Source organism: Asticcacaulis sp. MM231, assembly GCF_964186625.1.
GTDB lineage: Bacteria > Pseudomonadota > Alphaproteobacteria > Caulobacterales > Caulobacteraceae > Asticcacaulis.
Genome location: NZ_OZ075108.1, coordinates 447,047 through 467,021 on the forward strand (window position 1 = coordinate 447,047; position 19,975 = coordinate 467,021).

Annotated in this window: 18 protein-coding genes; 12 read left to right on the plus strand and 6 right to left on the minus strand. The window is 61.5% G+C overall.

The genetic code is table 11. The annotated features are described in order from the left end of the window. Nucleotides 1-38: 38 nt before the first annotated feature. Genes ABQ278_RS02140 through ABQ278_RS02150 form a run of 3 tightly spaced genes read right to left on the minus strand, consistent with a single transcriptional unit; the run spans nucleotide 39 to nucleotide 3,151 of the window. Nucleotides 39-1,013, minus strand: a complete 975-nt coding sequence (locus ABQ278_RS02140) for a hypothetical protein (RefSeq protein WP_349320995.1) — start codon at nucleotides 1,011-1,013, stop codon at nucleotides 39-41. A 1-nt stretch (nucleotide 1,014) separates the two neighbouring features. Beyond that, nucleotides 1,015-2,004, minus strand: a complete 990-nt coding sequence (locus tag ABQ278_RS02145) for a glycosyltransferase family 2 protein (protein WP_349320996.1) — start codon at nucleotides 2,002-2,004, stop codon at nucleotides 1,015-1,017. Continuing rightward, complete coding sequence (locus ABQ278_RS02150) at nucleotides 1,994-3,151, minus strand: GNAT family N-acetyltransferase (protein ID WP_349320997.1); 1,158 nt, start codon at nucleotides 3,149-3,151, stop codon at nucleotides 1,994-1,996. The genes ABQ278_RS02145 and ABQ278_RS02150 overlap by 11 nt, the downstream gene beginning before the upstream one ends. A gap of 222 nt (nucleotides 3,152-3,373) precedes the next feature. On the opposite strand from ABQ278_RS02150, the gene ABQ278_RS02155 reads away from it, so the two are divergent. From ABQ278_RS02155 to ABQ278_RS02165, 3 genes are read left to right on the plus strand one after another with little or no spacing between them, the layout of a single operon-like run. Beyond that, nucleotides 3,374-3,832, plus strand: a complete 459-nt coding sequence (locus ABQ278_RS02155; protein WP_349320998.1) for a hypothetical protein — start codon at nucleotides 3,374-3,376, stop codon at nucleotides 3,830-3,832. Then, a complete protein-coding gene (locus ABQ278_RS02160; protein WP_349320999.1) occupies nucleotides 3,829-4,020 on the plus strand; it encodes a helix-turn-helix transcriptional regulator in 192 nt (63 codons plus the stop codon). The genes ABQ278_RS02155 and ABQ278_RS02160 overlap by 4 nt, the downstream gene beginning before the upstream one ends. A gap of 22 nt (nucleotides 4,021-4,042) precedes the next feature. Then, nucleotides 4,043-4,954, plus strand: a complete 912-nt coding sequence (locus ABQ278_RS02165) for a TraB/GumN family protein (protein WP_349321000.1) — start codon at nucleotides 4,043-4,045, stop codon at nucleotides 4,952-4,954. Here the strand turns inward: ABQ278_RS02165 and ABQ278_RS02170 are convergent. Further along, a complete protein-coding gene (locus ABQ278_RS02170; RefSeq protein ID WP_018082429.1) occupies nucleotides 4,951-5,229 on the minus strand; it encodes a hypothetical protein in 279 nt (92 codons plus the stop codon). The two genes, ABQ278_RS02165 and ABQ278_RS02170, sit on opposite strands and share 4 nt — an antisense overlap. 176 nt (nucleotides 5,230-5,405) lie before the next feature. On the opposite strand from ABQ278_RS02170, the gene ABQ278_RS02175 reads away from it, so the two are divergent. The 4 genes from ABQ278_RS02175 to ABQ278_RS02190 all read left to right on the plus strand — a co-directional run bounded on the left by ABQ278_RS02175 (nucleotide 5,406) and on the right by ABQ278_RS02190 (nucleotide 10,235). Then, nucleotides 5,406-6,608: an aspartate aminotransferase family protein gene (locus ABQ278_RS02175; RefSeq protein ID WP_349321001.1), complete on the plus strand. Its 1,203-nt coding sequence runs from the start codon at nucleotides 5,406-5,408 to the stop codon at nucleotides 6,606-6,608. A 146-nt stretch (nucleotides 6,609-6,754) separates the two neighbouring features. Beyond that, nucleotides 6,755-7,693, plus strand: a complete 939-nt coding sequence (argF, locus tag ABQ278_RS02180; protein WP_349321002.1) for an ornithine carbamoyltransferase — start codon at nucleotides 6,755-6,757, stop codon at nucleotides 7,691-7,693. 74 nt (nucleotides 7,694-7,767) lie between these two features. Further along, on the plus strand, nucleotides 7,768-8,847 hold the full coding sequence (locus ABQ278_RS02185) for an IS630 family transposase (protein ID WP_349319295.1): 1,080 nt from the start codon (nucleotides 7,768-7,770) through the stop codon (nucleotides 8,845-8,847). A gap of 86 nt (nucleotides 8,848-8,933) precedes the next feature. Further along, on the plus strand, nucleotides 8,934-10,235 hold the full coding sequence (locus ABQ278_RS02190; protein WP_349319961.1) for an IS701 family transposase: 1,302 nt from the start codon (nucleotides 8,934-8,936) through the stop codon (nucleotides 10,233-10,235). 122 nt (nucleotides 10,236-10,357) lie between these two features. Here the strand turns inward: ABQ278_RS02190 and ABQ278_RS02195 are convergent, their stop codons facing one another. Both ABQ278_RS02195 and ABQ278_RS02200 read right to left on the minus strand, forming a co-directional pair. Beyond that, nucleotides 10,358-11,233 carry an alpha/beta hydrolase-fold protein gene (locus tag ABQ278_RS02195; protein WP_349321003.1) on the minus strand — a complete coding sequence of 292 codons (876 nt, stop codon included), beginning with the start codon at nucleotides 11,231-11,233 and terminating at the stop codon, nucleotides 10,358-10,360. Between the two features lie 35 nt (nucleotides 11,234-11,268). Further along, a complete protein-coding gene (locus ABQ278_RS02200) occupies nucleotides 11,269-11,490 on the minus strand; it encodes a hypothetical protein (RefSeq protein WP_349321004.1) in 222 nt (73 codons plus the stop codon). A 216-nt stretch (nucleotides 11,491-11,706) separates the two neighbouring features. On the opposite strand from ABQ278_RS02200, the gene ABQ278_RS02205 reads away from it, so the two are divergent. From ABQ278_RS02205 to ABQ278_RS02225, 5 genes are all read left to right on the plus strand, one after another. After that, nucleotides 11,707-13,587, plus strand: a complete 1,881-nt coding sequence (locus ABQ278_RS02205) for a hypothetical protein (protein ID WP_349321005.1) — start codon at nucleotides 11,707-11,709, stop codon at nucleotides 13,585-13,587. An 820-nt stretch (nucleotides 13,588-14,407) separates the two neighbouring features. Further along, nucleotides 14,408-14,905: a tetratricopeptide repeat protein gene (locus ABQ278_RS02210; RefSeq protein ID WP_349322200.1), complete on the plus strand. Its 498-nt coding sequence runs from the start codon at nucleotides 14,408-14,410 to the stop codon at nucleotides 14,903-14,905. A gap of 96 nt (nucleotides 14,906-15,001) precedes the next feature. Further along, complete coding sequence (locus ABQ278_RS02215) at nucleotides 15,002-17,941, plus strand: ATP-dependent DNA helicase (RefSeq protein WP_349321006.1); 2,940 nt, start codon at nucleotides 15,002-15,004, stop codon at nucleotides 17,939-17,941. A gap of 58 nt (nucleotides 17,942-17,999) precedes the next feature. Beyond that, entirely contained in the window at nucleotides 18,000-19,070 is a 1,071-nt protein-coding gene (locus ABQ278_RS02220; RefSeq protein WP_349321007.1) for a DUF2125 domain-containing protein, read from the plus strand. A gap of 97 nt (nucleotides 19,071-19,167) precedes the next feature. Continuing rightward, nucleotides 19,168-19,959, plus strand: coding sequence for a chorismate mutase (locus ABQ278_RS02225; RefSeq protein WP_349321008.1), 792 nt, complete (start codon nucleotides 19,168-19,170; stop codon nucleotides 19,957-19,959). Nucleotides 19,960-19,975 lie beyond the last annotated feature (16 nt).

The following is a 19,975-nucleotide window of genomic DNA, read 5'->3' on the forward strand; positions in this document are numbered from 1 at the left end:
GCCTAGCGCAAGCTGCTGTCCGCCGTCAAATCGGCGCTTCAAGCGGCCTCGCTGGCTTTCGGCTTAACAGGTTTTTGGCCGGGCATTTCGGGCGCCACAATGCCGTCGTCGAAGATGATCTTGCCAGGGATGACGGGGTCAATCGAGAAGCGGGGTTTGAGCGGGCTTTTCAGGCCCTTGAAGCCGCCCAGCGCCTTGATTATGCGGGCATAGGCGATCTTGAGCGGTTCAAGCCATTTCGGCGAACGGGCGAGGCTTGGCTTCAGGCCGAAATAGCGGCGCAGACAGCCATTGGCATAGATGACATTGGCCCGCCAAAGGGCGCGCGGCGTCATGAATTCGATCGACAGCGACACATTGACCATGCCGTGATTGACGATGCGGTGCGGCGCGTTTTGCGCCCAGGTCATCATCTCGCCCGGCTGGAGGTCATGAACCAGCGCCAGGGAATCGAAGCCAGCGTCGTAAGGCAGTTGCTCGTCGGATTCGCGCAAAGCCACGCCTTCGAGGTGGGCGTCATCGACGCAGGGTGCCGCCGGCGGATAGAGGTAGAGCTTCTTCACGCCGCGGATCTGCCACAGCATGACCAGAGGCATATCGAGATGATAGAAGACGTGGGCATTGGGCGAAGAAATCAGCAGGCCCAGGTCCTGCTTGAGCGTGGTGATGCCGTTCTGCGCCTTGATCTCGTCGAACATTTGGTCGCACAGCTCGGCGATATCGGCGTCGGCATGATTGACCTTGCGCAGGTTGAGCCACAGGCGGCCGGCCTTGACGCCTTCCATCAGGGCGCGACCGTCCAGATCACCGCGACGACCGAGGTACCACTGACCCCAGTTGGCCGGATCGTAGCCCATGGTGAAAACTTCGAGCTTGTCACGCGGGTAGCGGTCGATCAGCGCGATCAGGGCTTCGTCGGTGAAGAGGGGGCTGTGGTCAAGATCATGATTGAACAACAGGTTCTTCGCCGCGAAATCGGCCTTGTGTTCGGGTGTCCAGGTGAGCAGGGTCATATCAGCGTCCGCGCGGCTTGGGTTTCAACAGGGCCGCGCCGTAGAAACCGACTTTGAAGGGGGGCATCCAGACCAGCTTGCCCAGACCGCGTGCCGCCCTGTCGAGACGGGCTGCGCTGGTCTTGCGGCCGGTGGCCATGAGGATGAGGCCAAGCAGGCCGAAGATCACCGCCTGCGCCGTGCCTTGCAGCATCCAGGCGGCGGTAGTGAAGGGCTTGCCGGTGAGGGCGGCGGTGTAGCTCGGGCCCTGCCCGTAGGCGAAGGCGCGCAGCAGGGTATAGCTCAGGCGGGCGCGGGCCGGCGGCACGTCCTCGAAGACCGGCGCATCGGCGGCCCAGGCGATGACGGCGCCGTTTAGCATCAGGCTGTGAAATAACTGGTCGTCCTCGCCGCCCATGTCGTTTTGCTCGATGCTGAAAGGCGCGTGGTCCTGCGGCAGGCAGGCGCGGCGGATCAGGCTGTTGCCGCAGCCGTAATAGCTGGTCAGGCGTTCCGATTGCGCCGGTCCGAAGCGCGAAAAAAAGCGCGTAAAATAACCATTGTAAGCGATATCGGGCGTGGTCAGGCGGGCCTCGACCGGGCCGAAGACGACATCGGCGGCAAAGCGCGCTTGCGTGGCCATCAGCTTGCCAAGCCAGCCAGCGGGGGCTTCTTCGTCGTCATCGAGAAAGGCGATGAAGGCGCTGTCGCACGCCGCGACGGCGCTGTTGCGCGCGTTGGCCACGCCTGTGGCGGGTTCGTGGACGTAAGAGACCGGAAATGGGGCGGTGGCGGCGAAGGCCTCGACCTGCGCCCGCGCCGAGGCTTCTGGGCTGTTGTCGCAGACGATAACGCTTAAAGATAGGTGTGCTATGTCTGTCTGGCCCGCCACCGAGGCCAGCGCTGTGGCCAGGCCCTGCGGCCGGCGGAAGGTCGGGATGATGACGCAAACGGTGCTCAGCGCATGGGCCGTCGTCACCTGTGCCTCAAAGCGGGCGGCACTATCCGGCATGGGCGCCTCCGATGCGGCGTCGGGCGTTGGCGAAGGCATGGGCGACCCCTTTGGCGCGGCCGGCGAAATCGAGTTCAAGACAAGCGATCTGATCGACGCGACGGTTCAGGCGGGTCAGGGCATTGGCCACGCCGCGACCAATCCTGTAACGATCCATCGACCTTTGCATATGACTGGTCAGGTGCGCCAGACGTTCGCTCAAATGTGCGCTGGCCGAGCCACCATAGATGCGGGCATGGCGGACTGGAAACTGCGTGTTGCAGAATGAGGATTTGTAGTGGGTCTGGCCAGTGGAAAGGTCGTAATAGCGCACGCCGGCGGCCTTGAGCGCAGCGGGGGCGTCGCACAGGAAGATCTGGCCGGGAGAAAACGCGCCAAAGGCCGGATCGAAGCTGGACACCCACGGGTGCATACGATCACCGTAGCGCAGGCCATAGTGGAACATGACCGGGGCATCGCCGACCATCATGACCAGCAGCGATCCGTGCAGGCCGTCGCGCGGGGCGTCGAACACCTGTTCGAGGAGGCTTGAGGCCCACGGCGCATCGAGGAAATTATGCAGGCCGTTCTGGGCAAGTTGCTCACGCTTGAAGCGCAGCATCATCTCGTAGTGTTCGCGGTCGAATTCGCTCAGGCGGAAGGTGATCTCGCCGTGCGCCGCGATCAGGTTGCGGCGGTGGCGGTTGATGTTCTTGCTGTGCTTTTTGGTGACCGTATTGATGGGTTCGTTGCTGCCGAGGTCGATGCCGTAGCCCACATCGTCCGTGCCGTCGACCTCACCAAAAACGCCATAAGGATCAATCAGACCGATGGCCTGATAGCGGTCGATACGGGCGGCGGCCAGGGCGTCACGCGCCTTGAGGTCTGTGTCAGGGAAGGTGATCAGGGCGCTGTAATCGGCAAAGGGCGCGCCGACCGGACGGGCGAAGCGGTTGGGGCGGCGATGGTGCGGCAGGAAGCCTAGGGTCTCGCCATCGCGGCGATAGACGGCGACGACGATATCATCGCGTACCGACGCTACGGCGTGGATGAAGGCCGGCGACAGGACGGGTGACTGAAAGGCTTCGGTGGCGTAGATCATATCCTGCCAGATCGTCTGGTCGCGGGGGGTAAGATTTTCTACACGGATCAGGTCACAGGTCAGCACAGGCACGCCTTTGGCACATAAACAATAAGAAACCCATGCAGTGCAAGGAGCGGGCCAGACTGTAACTATAAGGGAGGAGGGTAAATATGAGGTAAGGAGAGGTGTTGATTTTCGACAGAATTTTCGCTCAAATGACAAACGGACGCGTCATTTTGACAAATAAACTTGACACAACCTTTGAGGGTTATGTAGGGCTTGCTTGTCAATAAGAAGGACGTCTTCATGCTTGAAAAAGCTTCCAAACTTTCCCGGTGGTCGATAAGGGACATCGCCGTTATCTGCGCCGTCGTCGTCCTGTTCTTCGCAGCCATAGGCTGGGCTAGCGTCGTGCGCGCAAGCGGTGGCGATATGCTGCAACAGCATCCGTTGAGCCTGTGGACCTTGATCGCGTCGTCGCTGTTACTGGTCGCTGTGGTCAGTGTGATCTGGTGGCGGAATATCGATGAGGCGGCGCGCGAGGCCCACAAATGGTCGTGGTACTGGGGTGGTAGCGCCGGCCTCAGCGGTGTCATGGTGCTGTTCCTTCTGGTTTATATGACCGGCGGCAGTTTTGGCCGCGATTCCATCGCCTCGGCCGGTTTCGCTGGGCGTGAACTGGAACTCGGCATGGCGACAGGGGTGGTGCTGCCGGTGATCGGCTACGCGATCGCCTGGGTCATCTGGTGGTGGCGCCGTCGATGAAAAATCGCATCAAGGTTCTGCGTGCCGAGCGCAACTGGTCGCAGGCAGATCTGGCTGATCGTCTCAGCGTGTCGCGTCAGACCATCAACGCCATCGAGACGGAAAAGTACGATCCGTCCCTGCCGCTGGCATTTAAAATTGCAGACCTGTTCGCTTTGCGGATAGAAGATATTTTCACGCCCGCTTAAGCGGCGCCTTAGGGGGAACTTCATGTTCAAAGCTTTCAAATCCGGTCTGCTGGCCGCCGCCCTGCTGGCTTGCGCTTTCGCACCCTCGGTGCAGGCACAAACCGCGCCAGCTGTCGTTGCCGCGCCAACCAAACCGGCTTTGTGGGTGATCCGTGATGCCAACTCGACCATCTACCTGTTCGGCAGCATCCACGTCATGAAAGAGGGCACCGCCTGGCTGACACCGGATCTGCAAAGCCGTTTCGAAAAGGCCGACGACGTTTGGTTTGAGATTCCTGATCTCGACGACAAGGCGGCCGCTACACCGCTGGCGCAAAAATATATGTTCGATGCCAGCCAGACCATGACCGATGGCCTGACGCCCGCGGAAATCGCCCGCGTTGATGAACTGCTCAAGCCCTCAGGCCTGAATTCGCAGATGCTGAAACCGATGCGCAAGTGGGCGGTGGGCCTGATCATCACCCTGCAGCAGATTACAGCTTCGGGTTACGCCACCCAGACCGGCGTCGATCTCACCCTGGTGACGCGCGCGCGTGAGTCCGGACAGACGGTCCACGGCTTCGAGACCATGGAAGCGCAACTGAAAGCCCTGGTGCCGCTCAGCGAAGACGAGGAACTGAAAAGCCTGCGCACGACTCTGAGCGATGTCGATACCATGGCGCAGGATGTGCATAACCTGTTCGAAGCCTGGCGGACCGGCGATACCGAGAACCTGACGAAGCTGATGATCAACAAGATGAAGGCAGAAGATCCGAGCGGCTATCAGCGCATGATCGTGGCGCGCAATGCTGATTGGACGCCGCAGATCGAAACCATATTGGCCGGCAAGGGCACGGTATTTGTCGCGGTCGGCGCCGGCCATCTGGCGGGTCCGGACAGCGTCATCGCCATGCTGCAAAAGCGGGGTGTCACGGTTGAGCGTGTGGCCTATTAAATCAGGCCGATGGCCACGGCGGTCAGCACGCTGTGCTGTAACTGATTGCCGCGGATAAAGCGGTCATTGGCGAGGATGTCGTTCTGACGGGCGGCATCCTGTGCGGCCGCGGTCTCGTCACCTTTTTCCTGATCGTACTGCCCGCTTATGACGGCGCTCAACGCGGTCAGGGCCTCGGGAAGCGTTGGGCCGGTGGCGCTAAGCTCGCCCTGCCGGACACGATAACCGCCGCCCGCCAGCAAGGATATCACCGGATGTGCTGCCTCGCTGCTCATGAGTGCCCGCCTTCCTTGCATAAATCTTCACCATACCGTCACTCGATACGCGCCCAAATATATTGACATTTCCCCCGGATGTCTACAAAACGCGCGCCTAGGCCCCCCACAGCTTAGACGCCTTTTTCCCTTGCGCGAGGTGCGCAGGGTTTTTCGCCGTTTTTTGGGGTAATACCATGGCTCAGTCGGAAGATCATTTGTTTGGTGTGTATGCGCGGGCGCCTATCGAGGTGGAACGCGGTGAAGGCAGCCGACTGTATGACCGATCGGGCCGTGAATATCTCGATTTTGTGCAGGGCATCGCCGTCAATGGCCTCGGCCATGCCAACCCGATTCTGATCGCGGCGATGACCGAACAGGCGAAGAAGCTGTGGCACGTCTCCAACATCTTCCGCATCCCCGGTCAGGACGAACTGGCGGGCAAGCTGTGCGCCACGTCCTTCGCCGATCAGGTGTTTTTCACCAATTCGGGCACCGAGGCGGTCGAGTGCGCCCTCAAGCTGGCGCGCAAGTATCATGCTTCCAAAGGGCACGAAGAGCGCATCGATGTCATCGGTTTCCAGGGCGCCTTCCACGGCCGCACCTATGCTGCCGTGACCGCTGCCGGCAACCAGACCTATCTCGATGGTTTTGGCCCGCGCCTGCCGGGCTTCGTCAATGTGTCGCTCGATGACCACGAAGCCATCCGTGCGGCGGCTGAAGCCCCGACATCGGCGGCCATTCTGGTCGAGCCGGTGCAGGGTGAGGGCGGCGCACGCGCCCTGACCGACGCTGAGCTGCACATGTTGCGCGATCTCTGCGATGCCAACGGCCTGCTGCTGATCTTCGATGAAATCCAGTGCGGCATGGGGCGGAGCGGCAAGCTGTGGGCCTATGAGCATTCCGGCGTCGCACCCGATGTCATGTGCATCGCCAAGGCGCTCGGCGGCGGTTTCCCGATCGGCGCCTGCCTTGCCACGCGCGAGGCGGCTTCCGGCATGGTGGTCGGTTCGCACGGCTCCACCTTCGGCGGTAATCCGCTGGCGATGGCCGTCGGCATCGCAGCCTTCGATGAAATCTCGAAGCCGGAACTGCTCGACAATGTCGTCAAGGTGTCGGGTTATCTCAAGCAGCAGCTTGAGGGTCTTAAGCAGACCTGGCCCGACATGATCGTCGATGTGCGCGGCAAGGGGCTGCTCATCGGGGTCAAGCTCAAGCCGAACAACCGCGAGATCATGGCTCTGGCACGTGACCATGGCCTGCTGGTGGCCGGCGGTGGCGACAACTGCATCCGCCTGTTGCCGGCGCTGAACATGACCGAGGCCGACGCCCGCGAGGCGCTGGAACGTCTGGAAACGACCTTCGCTGCTGCCCGCGAAAAAGCTAAAGAAACCGCTTAAATCAGAGCCCCCTCATCCGGCCCTTTGGGCCACCTTCTCCCCGTAAACGGGGAGAAGGGAAACCGGATCGATAAGGCTCAATGCCCCCTCGCCCCGTTTATGGGACGAGGGTTGGTTAAGGGGCCTTTCATCACTTGGAGTCACCAATGACCCGCCATTTTCTCGATATTTCCGACCTGACCGGCGAAGAGCTGCGTGCCATCGTTGATGACGCCCACGCCCGCAAGCGTCTGCGCCTCGGCTGGCCCAAGGGCAAGCCGGATGCGGATGCGCCGGGCAAGGACCGCGTGCTGGCCATGATCTTCCAGAAGAATTCGACGCGCACGCGCTTCTCGTTCGATGCCGCCATCCGCCAGCTTGGCGGTCAGGCGATCATCTCGACCGCGAATGACATGCAACTCGGTCGCGGCGAGCCCGTGGAAGATACCGCCCGCGTGCTGTCGCGCATGGTCGACGCCATCATGATCCGCGCCAACGAACACGACGACGTGCTGCGCCTTGCCAAGACCTCCGAAGTGCCGGTGGTCAACGGCCTGACCAACCAGTCGCATCCGTGCCAGATCATCGCCGATATCATGACGATCGAGGAGCATCGCGGTGCCATTGAAGGCAAGGTTCTGGCCTGGGTCAGCGATGGCAACAATGTCTGCAACAGCCTGATCCACGCGGCGGCGCGCTTCGGTTTCACCCTGCGTATCGCCTGCCCGGCCGGCTATAAGCCCTCGACCGAAGCCATGGTCTTTGCGTCAGAATCGCGCGCCCACGTCACGGTGACGCAAGACCCCGAAGAGGCCGTGCGCGGCGCCGATGTCGTGCTGGCCGATACCTGGGTCAGTATGGGTGATCTCGATCACGATGAACGCCTGGAAGCCTTCCAGTCCTATCAGGTCAATGCCGACTTGATGAAGCTGGCCAAGCCTGACGCCCTGTTCCTCCATTGCTTGCCCGCTCACCGGGGCGAGGAAGTGACCGAGGATGTGATCGACGGGCCGCAATCGGTGATCTGGGACGAGGCCGAAAACCGCATACATGCGCAAAAAGCCATACTGGCCTGGTGTTTTAGCGCGCCATCTCTGGCCGACTAATACGCAGTATGCGCTAGTGTTGCGGAATCAACGGATGGATTCCCTTGATCTTGCAAATATGCGAGTCTGTGTCGATGGACATGGACAAAAGGCTGTTGCTGTCGCCTGAGGCTCGGGTGCGGTTGGAAGGTTGGGTGGCGGACCGGAACACGCCGCAGAAGCTTGTTTGGCGTGCGCGGATCGTGCTGATGTGGGCGGACGCGGCGAGTTTGGCGTCGATTGTGCGGACGCTGGGCAAGACCAAGAAGACGGCCTACCGCTGGCGCGATCGTTATCTTGAGCAGGGTGTCGATGGGCTTGGGCGCGACGCGACCCGGCCTGGCCGTAAGACGCCGTTGAGCGCCGAAGTCATTGCGCGTGTGGTCGAGATGACGCTGCGACAGAAGCCACCGGCTGCCACGCAATGGAGCGCGCGCACGCTTGCCAAGGCGGTGGGTCTGAGCCACACCAGCGTACAGCGCATTTGGAGCGCGCATGGGCTCAAGCCCCATTTGACCAAGACGTTCAAACTGTCGAACGACAAGCAGTTCGTCGAGAAGGTGACGGACGTCGTCGGTCTCTATCTTGATCCGCCGGACCGGGCACTGGTGTTCTCGGTCGATGAGAAGTCACAGATCCAGGCGCTGGACCGCACCCAACCGGGCCTGCCAATGAAGAAGGGGCGGGCGGGAACGATGACCCACGACTATAAGCGGCATGGCACGACGACACTGTTCGCCGCCCTCGATGTCGCCACCGGCAGGGTGATCGGCGAATGCATGAAACGTCATCGGCACCAGGAATGGCTCAAATTCCTTCGACTCATCGACCGCAGCACGCCCAAGGGCTTCGACCTGCACCTGATCGCCGACAACTATGCCACCCATAAGCATCCGGCGGTCAAAGCATGGCTGGCCAAACATCCTCGCTTCCACATGCATTTCACCCCCACTTCGGCGTCCTGGCTCAATCAGGTCGAACGCTTTTTCGGCTTGATAACAGGCGATCGCATCCGCTGCGGCGTGTTCAAGAGTGTCGCCGAACTCGAAGGCGCAATTCAAGACTATCTCGATCATCACAACGCCGATCCAAAGCCCTTCGTTTGGACCAAATCCGCTACAGACATTCTTGAAAAGGTCGCCAGGGGGCGACAGGCGTTAAAGTCACAACACTAGCACTACTTTGGCAGAAAATGAATTTTGAGGATTCCCCCGGCTGACATTGCGTGATTCATAGAGAGCCAGCTTTAAGGAGACTGGCGATGTCGGAACATTGGCGCGTAGATTTGGAAGATTGGTTGACGCCCTTCCTGGTGGCCTTGCGGCATAAGACCCGGATGCGGCTGTGCCCTGCCTATATTGCAGGCCTGATTGGCCCGGGTGACCGCAAGAGTGTCCAGCCGATGGCCGCCCGCGATGGCGAGTTTGGCTATGACCAACTCCATCATTTTGTCTCTGACGGCGTTTGGGAAAGTGGACCGCTTGAAGCCGTTCTCCTGAAGGAGGCCGACCGTCTGGTGGGGGATGATGCCGGTTATCTTGTCATCGATGACACGGCGCTGCCGAAAAAGGGCAGCCATTCGGTTGGCGTGGCGGCGCAATATGCTTCCTCGCTTGGCAAGACGTCCAACTGCCAGTCGCTTGTTTCGGTGACGCTGGCATCGCGCGAAGTGCCTGTGATGGTGGGCCTGCGCCTGTTCTTGCCCGAGAGTTGGACGAATGATGTCGCGCGGATGAACCGGGCTCGGGTCCCGCAAGAATGCCAGGTTGCCCTGACAAAGCCGGAGATCGCCATTGAGGAAATTGATCGTGTTATAGCCTCTGGGGCCCGGTTCGGGTGCGTGCTGGCCGATGCTGGCTATGGGTCAAGCGGGCCGTTCCGCGAGGCCCTGAGCAAGCGCGACCTGTTGTGGGCCGTCGGCATATCACGGCGTCAGAATGTGTATCAGGCAGACGTCGGCCTAATCTTCCCGGAAGCGGCAACCGGAAGGCGGCGCAAATACCATGTCCCTGACGATGTTGCTGTCTCTGCCGAAAAGATGTTGGCTGATGGGAAATGGAAGAAAGTAAGTTGGCGGCGCGGAACCAAAGGCAAGCTGAACTGCCAGTTTGCCGCTTGCCGCGTTCGGGTCGCAGATGGCCACAGGCATCGTATGAGCGACGGTCGTGTCCAAGCCATGCCTGGCGAGGAGGAGGTCTGGCTGGTCGGGGAAAGGCGTTCAACCGGAGAACAGAAATACTACCTGTCAAACCTGCCTGCCGACGCCCCCCTCAAGATGCTAGCCGCGGCTATCAAGGCAAGGTGGATCTGCGAACAGGCACATCAGCAACTCAAGGAAGAGCTTGGGCTTGATCACTTCGAAGGCAGGTCATGGACCGGTTTGCACCGACATTGTCTAATGGCGATGATCGCTTTTGCATTTCTCCAATCCCGCCGCCTCAAAGCAGCGGGACGAAAAAAAAAGAGTCGGGGGGCCACCGCCTCAGCCGACAATGCCCGCCATCCGCCAGGCCATTCTCGACCTCTTCATGCGACCGCCACCAAGGCGCTGTCCCCACTGTGACAAACGCCTCGCCGAGCCCGCCAAGAATAATATGCCAAAGTAGTGCTAGCGGGTACGAGATGTACCCGCGTCGCTTGCCGGCTATTATCGTCACAAGGCTGACGGCAAAAAGCGTGACGCTATTATTTTGCCGGAAACAGGGCGCGGATGGCTTCAGTCGCCGCCGGATGATAGATCGTGCTGTGTTTTTCGGTCGGGTAGGGCCTGTAGGTCCACGTAACCGATGACCCTGCGTCGGAACGCAAGGCGGCGACAAGCCGGTCCATGCCGGTTTGCATTGTCCCGCCTTCATCGGCAATGGCAAGCCACAGCGCATAGTGCGCCGGACGTGACCCCTTGAGGAGCTTTTCTGCGTCTTTCGACAGGCGTTCGCCATCCCACCATAGGCTGGGGCTGATAGCGATATAGTCCTTGAACAGGGAGCCGCTGCGCAGAGCGGTTTCGACGACAAACAGGCCGGCCAGGGATTCGCCCATAAGGGCGTTCGTGCCATTGGCGCGATAGGTGGCATTGATCAAGGGGCGCAGTTCGTCAATGAGAAAGCGTCGGAACAGGGCGGCTTTTCCGCTCGTGGGGAAGTCCTTCTGTTCCTGCGGGTCACGGGTCGGGGCGGTGAATTCCGCCTTGCGGTCCTGGCTTTCGATGCCGACCACAATCATGGCAGCGCTGGCGCCCCATGTGCCGCCTTGCTGCACAAGGCTGGCGATGTGGGCGAAATCCTGCCAGTCGGCCCCGCCATCGAGCAGATAGAGCACGGGATAGCGTGTGGCCGCGTTTTCAGGATCATCGTAGCCGGTCGGCAGCGAAATGTTGACGCGTCGGGTATGACCCAGGGCAAGGGACTGAATATCGTAGCCCTTGCCGATCTCGATAGGTTCGCCGGGGCCGGTCAGTTTCGTCTCTGCGTGCGCTATCTGCCCGACAGAACTCCAAATGGCGCAGGCGCCTGCGCCGGCAAGCCATTGACGCTTCGAGAGGCTGAAGGTTTGCGTAGGCATAGGCGGCGTCCTTGTCAGGTGGTCCTGGGCGATAATTAATAGCGTTCTGGTGGTTTGGTCTGTATGCCGAGCAGGTTGAGCAGATGCACGACCATAAACAGACTAACGGTGAAGGCCAGTATCATCAGGAAGCGCCACGGCACCATACGCGGCCCCTTGCGGATATCCAGGGGACGCGCACCCATATAGCCGAAAAAAGCCGTCAGAATGGCTGAGACAGAGGCGAGAATCACGGTAAGGGTAAGGCTAAGTTCCATCCCGCGCATATGTAGGGGATCGGGCGTCGAGGCAAGGTCGCGCGCTGAAAATCAGCCTTTTCCTGCCCCACTGTGTCTTTTCCTGCATCTGGCGAAAAACGCCTTTTCAAGTTTCCACAGAAGATTAGTGCGCTCCTACATATAGTGGTTAACAAAGTGTTTACACCCAACATAATGCGGTCTACGCTCGTTTTCTGACGAAGTTAGGGGAATCGCATGAGCGCGAACGCACCTTGGAGTGTGAAGGGTATTGATGCCAAGGCGAGAGAAGTCGCCAAGGATCTGGCGCGCCGTTCCGGCATGACCCTCGGTGAATGGCTGAACCAGATGATTCTCGAAGGCGAGGACGTTGCGGCGCTGATTTCGCGTGAGCGCGCGCAATCCGAGCGAGTTGCTGCGCCTGTGCGTGCCGCTCGCCGTGCGCCTGAGCCCGAAATTTACGAAGAGGATGAGGCGGTCTACGAAGAGCGTCCGCGCGTTCGCCGCGCGCCCGCCTATCGTGAAGTTGGCTATAACGAACTGTCCGATACGGTAGGTCGCATGGCCCGTAATGACGTCCCTAAAAGTCGCTCGGCTGCGCCCTATTCGACCGGCGCCCGTCAGGGCGCTATGCCGGGCGATCTGCGCCGCAAGTCGATCTTCGAGGGTCGTCCGCGTTATGATGATGGTTATACTGCTGAGGAAGCGCAGTATCAGGCGGCGTCCAGCGACCTGAGCCGCGTGGCGCGTGCGCTGGAGTCGCTCGGTGCGCGTATGGAAACGTCGGAAGCCCGTTCGGCCACTGCCGTGCGCGGTGTGTCGTCGGCCGTCGAAACCGTGCTCAGCCGCCTTGAGCGCTCCGAAGCCGCTCATGCCGAAACGCAAGGCCGCATCGAGGAGCAGTCACAAGAAGTCCAGTCGTCGTTTGAACGTTTGGCGCGGACCGAAGAAGATCATGGTCTGTTCGCCGAACGCCTTGAGCAGGCCGAACGACTGATCGACGCACAGGCCGAGCGTCTCGAAGGCTTGTCGGGCCACGTCCGCGAAGCCCGTGAGCGCGCGGCCAAGGTTGAGGAGCAACTGAAATCGCCGCAGGCGCAGGAAGCGGTCCGCGCTGTTGAGGGCGCGCTCGGCAAGCTGGCCAACCAGCTTTATGAGGGTGAGGCCCGCACGCGCGACACCCTGCAGGACGTTCGTCAGGATATGGTCGGCCTGTCGCACCGCATGGCTCAAGTCGAGCTGCGCGATCCCGATCGTGCGGCGCAGGCCCTGATCGACAAGGTGGTGGCGCAACTGGCGCACCGTCTGGAAGCCGCCGAAGCCCAGACCAACGGCGCCATCAAGACGCTGGAGCAGGCCTTCAAGTCGCTCGACAGCCGCGTCAATCGCGTCGAGGAAGGTGGCGATGTCACCGATTCGGAATCGATCAAGTCGCTGACCGGCCTGGCTGCCGATCTGTCGCGCCGTGTCGAGGAATTGCGTCAGGACCTGTTCAGCGCCCTTCAGACCGGCAAGCAGGAAACCATAGAACTGGCGGTCAAGGTCGTCGGTGAGCGCATCGAGCAGTCGGAGCAGCGCTCCGCCGGCGCTATCGAAAAGCTCGGACAGGACGTCCTGCGCGTGGCCGATAATCTTAACCGTCGCGTCGCCGGCGTCGAGGCCAGCAGCCACGAACAACTGACCCGCGTCAGCCGCGATGTTCAGCGTGTCGCCGATTCGATCGACGGCCGCCTCAGTCGTACTGAGAATACCCACGCTCAGGCGCTGGAACGTCTCGGCGGCGAAATCGCACGCATTTCCGAGCGCCTAGGCACCAAGGTGACAGAATCCGAGCGCCGTACCGCCCAGGTGCTGGGTGCCGTCAGCGAGCAGTTCGAGCAGCAGCGCGAACAGGCGCGCGGCGAACTGGCCGATCGTATTCGCCAAAGCGAGGAGCGCACCGCCAAGCTTCTGGAAGAGACCCGCGCCCGCATCGATTCGCGCCTGGCCCATGTCCAGACCCAGAGTTCTGTTGCAGGAATCGGTGCTCAAGCCTGCGGCCCGCACCGCACCGGAACGTGCCGAGCGCGCGCCGGAGGCCTCCTTGCCGAACCCCTTCGCCTCAGCCCCGCAAGCTGAGCCCGATGTCGACGCCTTTGATCCTGAGCCCGTGGGGGCCGTTGCGGCACATGACGAGCCGCTCGATCTGACCGGCGAACTTCTCGGCGGCATCGCTGATTTCGGCAACAGTCATTTCAAGCCGGATTTCGATCCGTTCGAAGAGGACGATATCGAAGCCGATTTCGTCACCGCGCCGAAGACCGCCGCGCCTGTGAAGGCGGCGCCGCCGGCGTTTGCACACGATGACGACGATGACAGCGATCCGTTCGCCGATATTGAGGTGTCACGCAAGACCGCGCCGCGCGTATCGACGGTGACCGAAGGTTCGGCCGGTGCGGCCGCTGCCTTCGCCGAAACGCGCCTTCAGGCGTCCATCAGCGAAGACATGCCGCGCGTGCATAACCTGTTTGATGATGAAGACGATATCGCGCCGGACGCCGCCGCCGTGTCGCTCTCGACGCGTGACGCCCTGGCTGCCGCCCGCGCCGCCGTCCGCGCCAGTATAGAAGGCACAGAAGAACGCGGCCTCGGTCTGCTGAAATCGGGCCCGTCGCGCGCCCGCGGTGTCAAGCCGGAAGCCAAGCCGAAAGGCAAGGATGGCACTTTCATGAACGCCGTTAAGGCGTCCTCGATTGCCATGGGCGTCGTCGCGGTTGGCACTGTCGGATTCTTGGGCACGAATCTCCTTCAAAAAGAAAAGGCCGAAACGCCGATCATCGCTTCGGCGCTGAATGTGGAGCCGTCCGACACGCAGAATCAGCAGAACCTCAAGACGCGCTATGATCTGGCCCTGCAATCCCTGACCGCCCAGGACCCCAAGGCGGTGGATACCCTCAAAATGGTCGCCAATCAGGGCTATGCCCCGGCACAATACAAGCTCGGCCTTATCTATAAGGGTGATGAAGGTAAGCTGGCTCCGGTCGATAAGGCGCAGGCCCGTACCTGGATCAAGCGCGCGGCCGAAGGTGGCGTACCCAACGCCATGTTCATGCTGGGCTCGATGTACTACAACGGTGAAGGTGGCGAGCAGGATCGTTCGACGGCGGCCATGTGGTTCCGTAAGTCGGCTGAGCGCGGCGTGGTCGATGGCCAGTTCAATCTTGGCAGCCTCTATCAAAGCGGTGAGGGCGTGCCGCTCAACCCGACCGAGGCCTACAAGTGGATGCGTATCGCCGCCGATAATGGCGATGCCGGTGCCAAGGAAGCGGTCGAAGGGCTGGCGCAGCAACTGAGCGAAGCCCAGCGCGCCAAGGCCGATGACGCGGTGGCCCGTTTCACACCGATCAGCGACGAAGCGCCGCCCATCGCAGCTCCGGGTTCGGAAGCGAACAGTTAAGGTTTGAAGAGCGTAATGACCATCGTCGTTACGCTCTTTTCACATTTTGTTCTGATTAGACTTGGCCCGCTGATCGCAGCACGCTAAACTTTGCCGGTGAGTGACGACGTAACCCTGAAGACGACCGATGCGCCGGTGTGGTGGCATGAATTCGCCCCGGCGCAAGCCCTGGGCTATTCTCCGGTGCGCGCCTGTATCGCCGGCACCGATGCGCGCGATATTTCTCCTAACGAACTGCGTGAGCTGTGGGGCCGCGAACCGCTGATCGTCGCCAATGCCGCTCTTATGCGCACACGCCTGTTCGGCAATCGCAGCCACCGCGAGACGCGCCATTTCGATGTGCTCGAACTCTTCGCCTTCGTTCGTCCGGCGCAATTCTGCGCCCCGTCCGTGGCCGGGGTGGCGCTGGCCTGCGGCTATGCCGAGCCGCAAACACCGGAAGCGCAGGCGCGCGTCCTGTTCGATGTCGTGTCCAGCCTTTGCGACAGCCTGAAAGCGGCGCCGCTTGGTTTCCGGCTGGTGGCGCAATCGGGCATAAGGCTGATGGAAAAGCAGGGATGGCCGTGGGCGCGCCTGCTTCAGGCCGTACTCGACCAGACGCAAATTCCGGCTGACTATATTCCGCCACCAGCGCTGGATGTCTGGTCACTTCTGGAAGAATGGGAGGATCAGCCGCCCGAAGGTCAGGCGCGGTCGGTCGCGCTCAGTGATGAGGAGGTCAGCGCCGCGCTCGATGCCGGTCTGGCGCGGGCGGGGCTCGACGAACGCCGGCCTGAGCAGCGCGAATTCGCCATGAAGGCGCGCGATATCTTCGCGCCGAAATTCGTTAAGGATCAGCCCAACATGCTGCTGGCCGAGGCCGGCACGGGCGTTGGCAAGACGCTCGGCTATCTGGCGCCGGCGATAGCCTGGGCCCAGAAGGCGCAAGGTCAGGTCTGGGTTTCGACCTACACCAAGGCGCTGCAAAAGCAGATTTACAATGACACCCGCGCCCTGTTCGATACGCCTGAAATGCGTGCTGAGCAGGTGGTGGTGCGTAAAGGCCGCGAAAACTATCTCTGCCTGCTCAATTTTCAGGAACGGCTGAATAACGCCCACAGCCAGCCGGAAATCATCATGGCGGTGCTGATGGCACGCTGGGTGGTTTACAGCCGTGACGGCGATATCATGAGCGGGGATTTCCCGACCTGGCTGCCGTCATTGTTGCCACCCGGTTCGCCGGCGCATGTCTTCCAGACCCTGACGACGTCGGCCCTGGTCGATCGTCGCGGCGAATGCACCTATGCCGCCTGTCCGCATTACCGTGTTTGCTTCATTGAAAAGTCGGTGCGCAAGGCCAAGTCGGCCACGCTGGTCATCGCCAACCACGCGCTCGTTATGGCGCAAGCGGCCTATGACCTGCGTGATGTGGCGCGCGCCGAAAGGGAAGCTGAGCTAAACGGTCAGGATATGGCCGAGGAACACGCCATGCCGGCGCTGTCGCGGCTGATCTTTGACGAAGGCCACCACGTTTTCGAGGCGGCGGATTCCGCCTTCGCCACGCGGCTTTCCGGACTGGAGGCGTTCGAGCTGCGCCGCTGGATTCGTGGCAATGAGGGTCGGTCACGGCGGGGCAGGGGGCTTGAGGCGCGCCTCGGTGATCTGCTGAGCGGCGATGATACGGCCAAGGCGGCGATGCAGGATCTGATCCGCGCCGCCGCTGTGCTGCCGTCGGAAGGATTCTCGCAACGCATCACGGTGCGGACGCAGGATGGCGGCGGTATCGATCCGGCAGGCCCGATCGAAGCCCTGCTGGTGGCGGTCTATGGCCAGATCGATATCCGCCAGGGCGAGGCACGGCTGCGATCACGTTTCTCGCCGGATAATGAACAGGGCGGCGAATGCGAGGCGTATCCGTGTCTGGACACTGTGGCTGAAGCGGCGAAGACGGCCGCGCGTGCCTTGGCCGCCATCGAAGCGCCCCTGCTGGCGTTGGTGCGTGCGCTGGAAGATCGGCTTGGTAGTAATAATTTAGGCAGCGGCAAGGAAGAGATTGAGCCGTCCGATCGCATCCGCATCGAAGGCGCCTTGCGCGGGCTGGAGCGACGGGCGCGGATGCTGCTGCCAGCGTGGCGCTCCCTGCTGCAGCAACTGAACATAGAGGACGAGCCGGTGGCAGAAGCGGAGCAGACTGTGGACTGGTTCTCGACCGAGGTGATACGCGGCCGCGTGGTCGATATCTGCCTCAACCGCCACTATGTCGATCCGTCCCTGCCGCTAGCCGAATATGTGCTGAAGCCGGCGCACGGCGTTCTGGTGGCGTCGGCGACCTTAAGCGATGGCCCGAAGGAAAGTTCGGATGCCGATGTGTTCGCTCTGGCGCGTCAGCGCACCGGCGCCAACCATCTGGTGATGGGCGCCAAGGCGGCGCGGATCGCCTCGCCGTTCGATTACGCCTCGCAGGCCCGCCTGTTCGTGATCACCGATGTCAGCCGCGATGATGCGCGCTCGATCGCCGCCGCCATGCAGGCGCTGTTTGTGGCAGCGAAAGGTGGTGCGCTTGGTCTTTTCACCGCCATCCGCCGTCTGCGCGCCGTCTACGACCAGATCAGCAAACCGTTGGCCGAGCAGGGGCTGTCGCTCTATGCCCAGCACGTCGATCCGCTCGATGTCTCGGACCTGATTAGTGTGTTCCGCGCCGAGCATCATTCGTGCTTGCTGGGCACCGATGCGATCCGCGACGGCGTCGATGTGCCGGGGCAGGCCCTGCGCCTGATCGCTTTTGACCGCATTCCGTGGCCGCGTCCGGATACCCTGCATCGCGCCCGCCGCCTGCATTTCGGCGCCAAGCTCTATGACGATGCCCTGACCCGCGCCAAGCTGGCTCAGGCGTTTGGGCGTCTGATCCGCCGCAAAGACGATAAGGGGGTCTTTGTCATGCTCGATTCCGCCGCCCCGACGCGGCTGTTCTCCGGCCTGCCCGAAGGCGTGCTGGTGCAGCGCTGCACGCTGGCGGAAGCGCTGCAATCGATCGAGGCTTTTCTTTATCCGAATTGACTTTTGTAACGTCTGTGCGTTTGGTTAACGCCACAGAATACATCTGAGGAAGCCGCCTGTGTCTGACACCAACGACCTGACTCTCCCCGTCAAACCGCAAAAGAGGGCCAATCGCTGGGGTCTGTTCGGTCCGGTGCTGGTGCTGGGCCTCCTCTTTGCCGCCTGGAGCGGCTACTGGTTTTACACCGCGCACAAAATCCAGGGGCAGATCCTGCAAAACCAGAAGGGGCTGATCGATGCCGGCTATCAGGCCAGCTTCGATCCTGTCGCGGTTGAGGGCTATCCCTACCGCATGTACGTTGATTTCAAGAACGTGGTGGTGGTCTCTCCGGCCGGACGCGGGTTCTCAGCGCCGTCGGTTCAGGCCGAGGCCAATGCCTACGCCCTCGAAAAGTGGGTGGTGGTGGCGCCCGAAGGCCTGACCCTTTATCGAGGACGGCCGGGCGGTATCGATCTCGGCAAGCTGCTCGTGACTGGTCGCAGCCTGCGCGCCAGCATTTCCGGCGTCAATCATCCGATCTATAATGTGGCGCTGTCCGGCGTCGACCTGACGCTGACGCCCTCGGACCCGACGCACCCCTTCACCTTCTCGTCGGCCGATAATTTCGAGGCTTATCTGCGGCCCAACGCCACCGCGCCCGACAGCGCCGACATGCTGCTGCGCCTGACCGGCGCGCGCGGCCAGCCAGGTGGCATCGTCGGAGATCTGTCGCGCGACAAGCCGCTGTCCCTGCATGTCGAAAGCACGATCAATCAGATGAGCCGCTTCAAGGGCGACGATTTCGCGGGCAGTCTGAAGGCCTGGAGTGCTGGCGGCGGCACGGTCACCGGCTACAAGGCCAAGCTGATCGCCGGCGATCTCAACCTCTTCACCACCAGCGACGCCCTGACGCTTGATGAGGCCTCACACCTCAGGGGCAAGATGAAAATCGAGATGTCGGGCACCTTCAATCCGCTCGATGTGCTGGGCGCCCTTCATATCATTTCAGAAGAGAACGTGACCCTGGCCAAGCCTCTGCTTAACCTGACGCTGGCGACACAAGGTACGCAGAAATTCGCCATTGATTTCCATGAGGGCGGCGCCTATGTCGGGCCTCTGAAAGTTTCAGATGCACCTATACTGCCGTAATACTGACGGACTGCGCATTTTAGCTCAAACAAGACTTGTGATGGTCATTTTACAGGCCTAAAGTTTTGCGATCTCTCGCCTAAACGGAAGCCTTGCCTTGACGACTCTCGCTGACCTTCGCACCCGGATCGATGCCCTCGATGCCGAACTGCTGCGCCTGATTGATGCCCGCGCGGCGCTGGGGAAGGCGATCGGTGAGGCCAAGGCGCAGGAAGAACCGGCCAACACCCAGGTGTCGCTGTTGCGCCCGGACCGCGAGGCTATGTTGATCCGCAAGCTTATCGCCATGCCGCGCGAAGCCGCCAGCGAAAACGTGGTGCTGCGAATCTGGCGCGAACTGATCTCGGAAAACCTGCGTATTCAGGGGGCGGCGCACGGCGGCCTGCATCTCAACTTAAGTACCGCCGAACACTCGAAAGAGGTTCTGGTATGGGCGCGCGAACGCTTCGGTTTCGCGCCAAGCTTTGGCTACGTCAATGATGCGACGGCGGCGGTCCAGGCCGCCCGCGATGTCCGTCACATCTCTGTCCTGTCGCTCGATCCTCGCGGCGGCGCCTGGTGGGCACGTCTGCTGGCCGAACCGAAGGTGCGTGTTATCGCCGCATTACCCGAACTTTCGAGCGCACGGCCATACGCCGTGGCGCTCGCTTCTATTCAGCCTGAGCCCACCGGCGACGACATGACTTTCTGGGTCAGCGATTCCGCCGAACACGAAAACAAGATCGTCGAAGCGCTTGGTCAGCGTGGTTTCGCCGCAGAATGGCTTTGCACCGCGCAGGGGCTTAAGCTATTTGGCATCATCGGCTTCGTGCAGGAGCATGACGAGCGGCTGGCCACCAAGACTTTGGGCAGCCTGTCGGGCATTATCGGCGCGGCGCCCCGGATTTAAACTTAAGAGACGTCTC